Raw genomic sequence first — 6,000 nt, forward strand, 5'->3', positions numbered from 1 at the left:
ATCTCTTTTCATCTCCCTATAAAGTTATTTATAGGGAGATGAAAAGAAAAATGGGACATAATGTCCCATTTTTCATCCTTTTGTACCTCCAGCTGTTAAACCGGAAACAAAATATTTTTGTAGTGATAGGAATAAAATTGAAATCGGGATCGCAATTAACACTGAACCCGCTGCAAACGTTGTAAATTCATTACCGAATTTTTTCGCAACCATTTCATATAATCCAACTGCTAAAGTATAATTTTCTGGTGTTCGCAAAATAATACTCGCTAAAATGAAATCTGTAAATGGACCAATGAAAGTAAATAACGCTACAACCGCTACGATTGGCTTTGCAAGTGGCATAATGATTTGCCAGAAAATACGGAAATGCCCTGCTCCATCCATTCGAGCTGATTCATCCAACTCTTTCGGAATCGTATCAAAATACCCTTTCATAAGCCATGTATTCATCGGAATTGCTCCGCCCACATAAATTAAAATTAATGCAAGGTGTGTATCAAGTAATCCTGTTAACTGAGCTAATATATATAGTGCGATTAACGCTGCAAAATTCGGGATCATTTGCAGAATTAAAAATGTTAATAAACCATTCTTTCTTCCAACAAAACGATATCTCGAAAATGCATAAGCAGTAAAACTAATGGCTAGTACAGAGAAAATCATCGTCATTACGCTAACTTTCAAAGTATTTTTATACCAAAGTAAGTAATTACTTGAATCGAGATCAAGTAGCTTGCGATAATGATCTAATGTGGCATTTTTCGGAATAATACTTGACCCAGATAAACTATCACCTGGATTAAACGATGAGCCAATTATCCATAGTAATGGATAGAAAACAATCGCACACATTATGAAGATAACTAAATAACTTAATGAAAGACGTAGCATCTTTTGTCGTTTAATATTCATTTACATCATATCCTCTTCTTGGAATGATTTTGTTCTCTTAAATTGCCATAACGCAACTGTAATAACGATTAACGATAAAATCATTGTAAGAGCTGCTGCTTTGCCGTATTGAGCCGAAGTCATCGTTAACTTATAGATCCATGAAATTAAAATATCCGTTCCACCTGCATTTTGTCCAGACACAGCAGGTCCCCCGTTATTAAATAGATAAATAATACTAAAATTATTAAAGTTAAACGTATATTGCGTAATTAATATTGGTGCTGTTGCATATAACACAAGTGGCAATGTAATTTTGCGGAACTGTTGCCAAGCAGTTGCTCCGTCTACTGTAGCCGCTTTATATAATTCTCCTGGAATCGATTGCAGTATACCTGTTGTCATCGCAAAGACGAACGGGAAACCAAGCCACGTTTGAATCATAATTAAAGCAATCTTTGACCAAAACGGGTCTGTCATCCAAGCAATCTTTTCAATCCCGAATAAAGCTAATACTTGGTTATTAATTGCTCCAAATGTTTCATTAAACATACCAGCAAATACAAGAATAGATACGAATGCTGGAACAGCCCACGGTAAAATAAAGATTGTTCGAATAATTGCCTTACCTTTAATACCAGGCTGATTTACGATAATCGCTAAAAAAATACCAAGTGCAACTTGTAATGTTGTTGCAACGAATGTCCAAATGACAGTCCAAGAAAATACACTTAAAAATGTATCTCTCCACATCGGTAATGTGAAAATATCAATAAAGTTTTTAAAGCCCACCCAATCTACTAATTTAGCTGGAGGAGAATGATATAAATCATAGTTTGTAAATCCAATTAAAATTACGAAGATGATTGGAAATACGACAACAAAGATAAGTAGTAGAAAACCTGGTGAAACCATTAAATAAGGAAAGCCTTGATCTAACAAATTACGGTATTGCTCTTTTACAGAATTTAACGGTGTTCCAATATCACGTTTCTTCCCATTTTGATATGCATCATATAAGTTAAATGCATATATGCCAAGCCCAAAAGCGATAACGATAAGTGCCAAGATCCCTTCTACTAATAGAAAGACGGAATGGTCACGTGGAACTTCTGTACCGAGCGTTACAATGCCCCATAATCCCATATTTAATAAATCAGCAAAGGCTACAATAAATGAACCTGTTAATACTAGAAAAATAAGACCTTTTACAAATTGTTTATTATACATTTGGCCCACGCCTGGAATGATTGATAACATGGTTGCCACTTTCCTATGCTTTGAATCATTTAACCCCTTTGCAGGTTCCATAGATGTTTGCATGTTCCTTCCCCCTTTTTTCTTCCTACATGGAAGGGAGAGAATTCGTGCCTCTCATATTAGAGGCACGAATTTCACCTTATTTTTTCTTACTATGATTTGCCTCAATATTACCTTTAATTTGTTTCACTGCACTATCAAGTGCGGATTTTGGTGCTTCTTTATCTGATACAACTAATTGAAGCGCATCTCCAGCTGGTTTCCAAACTTCTTGCATTTCTGGAATGTTTGGCATTGGAATTCCATTTTCAGATTGTGTCGCAACCGCTTTTGCAGCCTCATTTTCTTTAATGATTGGATCTTCCATTACTGATTTTACTGGTGGAATTTCTTTCGTTTTCTCAAAGCGAATTTTAGCATTTTCTTCATTTGTAACCCACTCAGTAAATTTTGTAGCTAAATCATTTTGTTTAGAGAAGCTTGTTACATGCCATCCTTTTACGCCAACGAACGTTTTCATCGGTTGACCATTTGGTAATTTCGGCATTGGAGCAACACCATAGTCTATTCCAGCCTTTTCCATCGCTTGGAATGCCCATGGACCATTCATAATAGATGCTGCTTTTCCTTCATTAAATAATCCATCTGCAGCTGAACCACCAGATTCACCGATAATACCTTTCGGGAATAACTTTTCTTTATACCATTTTTGAATATATTCAGCACCTTGTACCGCACCGCTATTATTTAATCCAATATCATTTGCATTTGGCTTTCCATCTTTTTCACCAAATACATAACCACCCATACCTGCCATAAATGCATTAGCAAAGTAGAAGTTATCTCCTAGTGCTAAAAATCCGTATTTTCCATCTTTCGTAAAGTCTTTTGAGAAGTTAAACAGTTCATCCATCGTTTCCGGCGCTTTTTGCATCATTTTTTTATTATAAATAAAGATTGGTGTTTCAATCGCTTTTGGTAAACCATATATTTTTCCGTTATATGTTTGTGCTTCTATTGATAAATCTGTAAATTTACTTTTTACTGTATCATCTACTTTCACTTCTGAAAGTAGCCCTTCTGTTACCGCATTACCAATATGATCATGTGGCAATGTTACAACATCTGGCCCTGTGCCAGCTGGACCGTCGAGACGAAGTTTTTCTATTTGTTTCGTCATCTGAACCTCTTCAACTTTTACTTTCACATTATATTTCTTTTCAAAACTTTTCACCGCTGGCTCTAGACCCACACCTTTTTTCTCATCTTCCCAAACAAGAAGATCATAGTCTTTTTTCGCTTTACTTTCCTCTTTTTTCCCTGAATCTTTCGGTCCACATGCAGATAACATACCAATAGATAATGCTGAAACCGTTAATAATGATAATGCTTTCTTCATCCCAAAAACCTCCCTAAATTGTCTATGTACCTTAGCGACTGAAAACGTTTGCATTTAATAGTTTAATTGAAGCGCAAACAATATCTCAAGTCTATGAAAACGTTTGCGCTATTTGTCTATCATTATACATTCTTTTATTCATTTTGCAAATATTAATTTAAAAATTATGTCATTATACTCTTTATACATTGACTTTATATGAAATGAATACTACTCTTATAAGCAATATTAAAGCTATAAGAAAGGCAATCGTTTGCAATATAGGCTTTATTATTACACTTAAGGGAATACTATGTATAGAGATATTGAAGGGGGATTTTCTATATGTTTAAAGAAGCCATTTATCATAGGCCGAAAGATAATTATGCATACGCTTACGATGAACAAACAATTCACATCCGAATACGTACTAAGAGAGATGATGTTCAAAGCGCCGATCTTATTTACGGTGATCCTTACGAATGGAAAGATGGGAAATGGATATCAGCAAGTACACCAATGAAAAAAACGGGTTCTACTGCATTATTTGATTATTGGTCCATTGCAATCGAACCAAAATTTAAGCGCTTACGTTATGGGTTTGAATTAAAATCTGAAACAGACACTCTTATTTATACAGAGCGAGGATTCTTTTCTAACATTCCAAATGACGATGTTGGTAACTTTTTTTGTTTTCCATTTATTCATGCAGATGATGTATTCAAAGCACCATCTTGGATTAAAGACACCATTTGGTATCAGATTTTCCCTGAACGATTCGCTAATGGCGATAGTACGCTGAATCCAGAAAACACCCTTCCTTGGGGAAGTGCGAATCCTACTCCAACTAATTTTTTCGGTGGGGATTTTGCTGGTGTTATTCAAAACCTTGATTACCTTGTTAAGCTTGGCATTTCCGGAATATATTTCACACCTATTTTCAAAGCTCATTCAAACCATAAATATGACACAATTGACTATATGGAAATTGATCCACAATTTGGGACGAAAGAAACTTTTAAAGAGCTCGTTGAAGAATGTCATAAGCACGGTATAAAAGTCATGCTCGATGCTGTGTTTAATCATAGTGGATACTTTTTCGAGAAATTTCAAGACGTACTAGAGAATGGTGAGAAGTCCGCATATAAAGAGTGGTTCCACATTCATGATTTCCCGATTATAACCGAACCACTTCCAAATTATGATACTTTCGCCTTTACACCGTATATGCCTAAATTAAATACAGCTCATCCAGATGTAAAAGAGTACTTACTTGAAGTAGGACGTTATTGGGTACGAGAATTCAATATAGATGGCTGGCGCCTTGATGTCGCAAATGAAGTCGATCACAACTTTTGGAGAGAATTCCGAACTGAAATAAAAACATTAAATCCTGAAGTATATATTTTGGGAGAAATTTGGCACGATGCCCTTCCGTGGCTACAAGGTGATCAATTTGATGCTGTCATGAGCTATCCTGTTACAAACGCTCTACTTTCTTACTTTGCTAACGATTCCATTAAAGCAAGTGAATTCATGAAGCAAATTACAGAATCTCTACATTCCTACTCTATGAATGTAAATGAAGCAGCCTTTCATTTATTAGATAGCCATGATACTCCAAGAATTTTAACAACATGCAATGGAGATAAAAATAAGTTGAAATTGCTCTATGTATTCCATCTTTCTTTCATCGGCTCTCCATGTATTTATTACGGAGATGAAATCGGCATGGATGGTGGTATGGACCCCAATTGCCGTAAATGTATGATTTGGGATACTAAAGAACAAGATCATGCATTATTTACACATATACAAACATTGATTTCATTACGAAAACAACATGCAGCTTTTGGAGGACATGGTACTTTTCAATTCATCGAAGCAAATGATGAACATAATTATATTTCTTATACGAAAACATATGAGGATGAAACTATCTTTTTCGTTTTAAACCCTACTAATAGTGAAGTTACAGTTTCACTCCCTCTTCATGTTACTGGTAAGAAAATAATTAACATTTATACAAATGAAGAATTTTCAGCAGAAGCAAGTGTATTACAAGTTACACTTCCTCCATATGGATTCTCCATATTAAAATGGTAATCAAAAAAGCCTTATGCCAAGGTTGAAGTGCCCCCCAATTGTTAGACACAGTCTAACAATTGGAGGTGCATTTTTTATGGCTAAATTTTCTTCAAAAGAAAAAAACCAAGCGGTGAAACGATATTTAGATGGTACAGAAAGTGGAAAAATAATTGCTAAATCTATAGGAGTTAACCCTAGCGTACTTCGTGAGTGGATTAGACGATATGAGTCTTCAGGTGAAAAGGCCTTTGAAAAGTGCTATACATTCTACCCAGCCCAGTATAAACTAGATGTACTTTATTATATGAATGAACACGGGACATCTATCAGAGAAACAGCAGCACTTTTCAATATACCGTCTTATGAAACACTTCGGAAAT

Annotated in this window: 5 protein-coding genes; 2 read left to right on the forward strand and 3 right to left on the reverse strand. The window is 35.2% G+C overall.

Annotation, left to right across the window (positions count from 1 at the left end; all coding sequences use genetic code 11):
- Positions 1-72: 72 nt before the first annotated feature.
- From malD to ATL10_RS19395, 3 genes are all read right to left on the reverse strand, one after another.
- Positions 73-915, reverse strand: a complete 843-nt coding sequence (malD, locus tag ATL10_RS19385; RefSeq protein WP_001022603.1) for a maltosaccharide ABC transporter permease MalD — start codon at positions 913-915, stop codon at positions 73-75.
- Positions 916-2,217 carry a maltosaccharide ABC transporter permease MalC gene (gene malC, locus ATL10_RS19390; protein WP_110497338.1) on the reverse strand — a complete coding sequence of 434 codons (1,302 nt, stop codon included), beginning with the start codon at positions 2,215-2,217 and terminating at the stop codon, positions 916-918. It lies immediately after the preceding gene.
- A 76-nt stretch (positions 2,218-2,293) separates the two neighbouring features.
- On the reverse strand, positions 2,294-3,553 hold the full coding sequence (locus tag ATL10_RS19395; RefSeq protein ID WP_000709931.1) for an extracellular solute-binding protein: 1,260 nt from the start codon (positions 3,551-3,553) through the stop codon (positions 2,294-2,296).
- 324 nt (positions 3,554-3,877) lie between these two features.
- On the opposite strand from ATL10_RS19395, the gene ATL10_RS19400 reads away from it, so the two are divergent.
- Positions 3,878-5,638 (forward strand): alpha-glycosidase, encoded by a 1,761-nt coding sequence (locus ATL10_RS19400; protein WP_000471773.1) that lies wholly within the window; start codon positions 3,878-3,880, stop codon positions 5,636-5,638.
- Positions 5,639-5,714: 76 nt separating this feature from the next.
- Positions 5,715-6,000 (forward strand): transposase (locus ATL10_RS19405; protein WP_142669977.1); only part of this gene is annotated, 286 nt, incomplete at its 3' end.

Origin of the sequence: Bacillus sp. 196mf (genome assembly GCF_003217275.1) — a bacterium.
GTDB classification, from domain to species: domain Bacteria; phylum Bacillota; class Bacilli; order Bacillales; family Bacillaceae_G; genus Bacillus_A; species Bacillus_A thuringiensis_S.

Excerpts from the sequence above, each read along its gene's own strand:
- malD (WP_001022603.1), bottom strand. The coding sequence starts at position 915 with ATGAATATTAAACGACAAAAGATGCTACGTCTTTCATTAAGTTATTTA.
- malC (WP_110497338.1), bottom strand. The coding sequence starts at position 2,217 with ATGCAAACATCTATGGAACCTGCAAAGGGGTTAAATGATTCAAAGCAT.
- ATL10_RS19395 (WP_000709931.1), bottom strand. The coding sequence starts at position 3,553 with ATGAAGAAAGCATTATCATTATTAACGGTTTCAGCATTATCTATTGGT.
- ATL10_RS19400 (WP_000471773.1), top strand. The coding sequence starts at position 3,878 with ATGTTTAAAGAAGCCATTTATCATAGGCCGAAAGATAATTATGCATAC.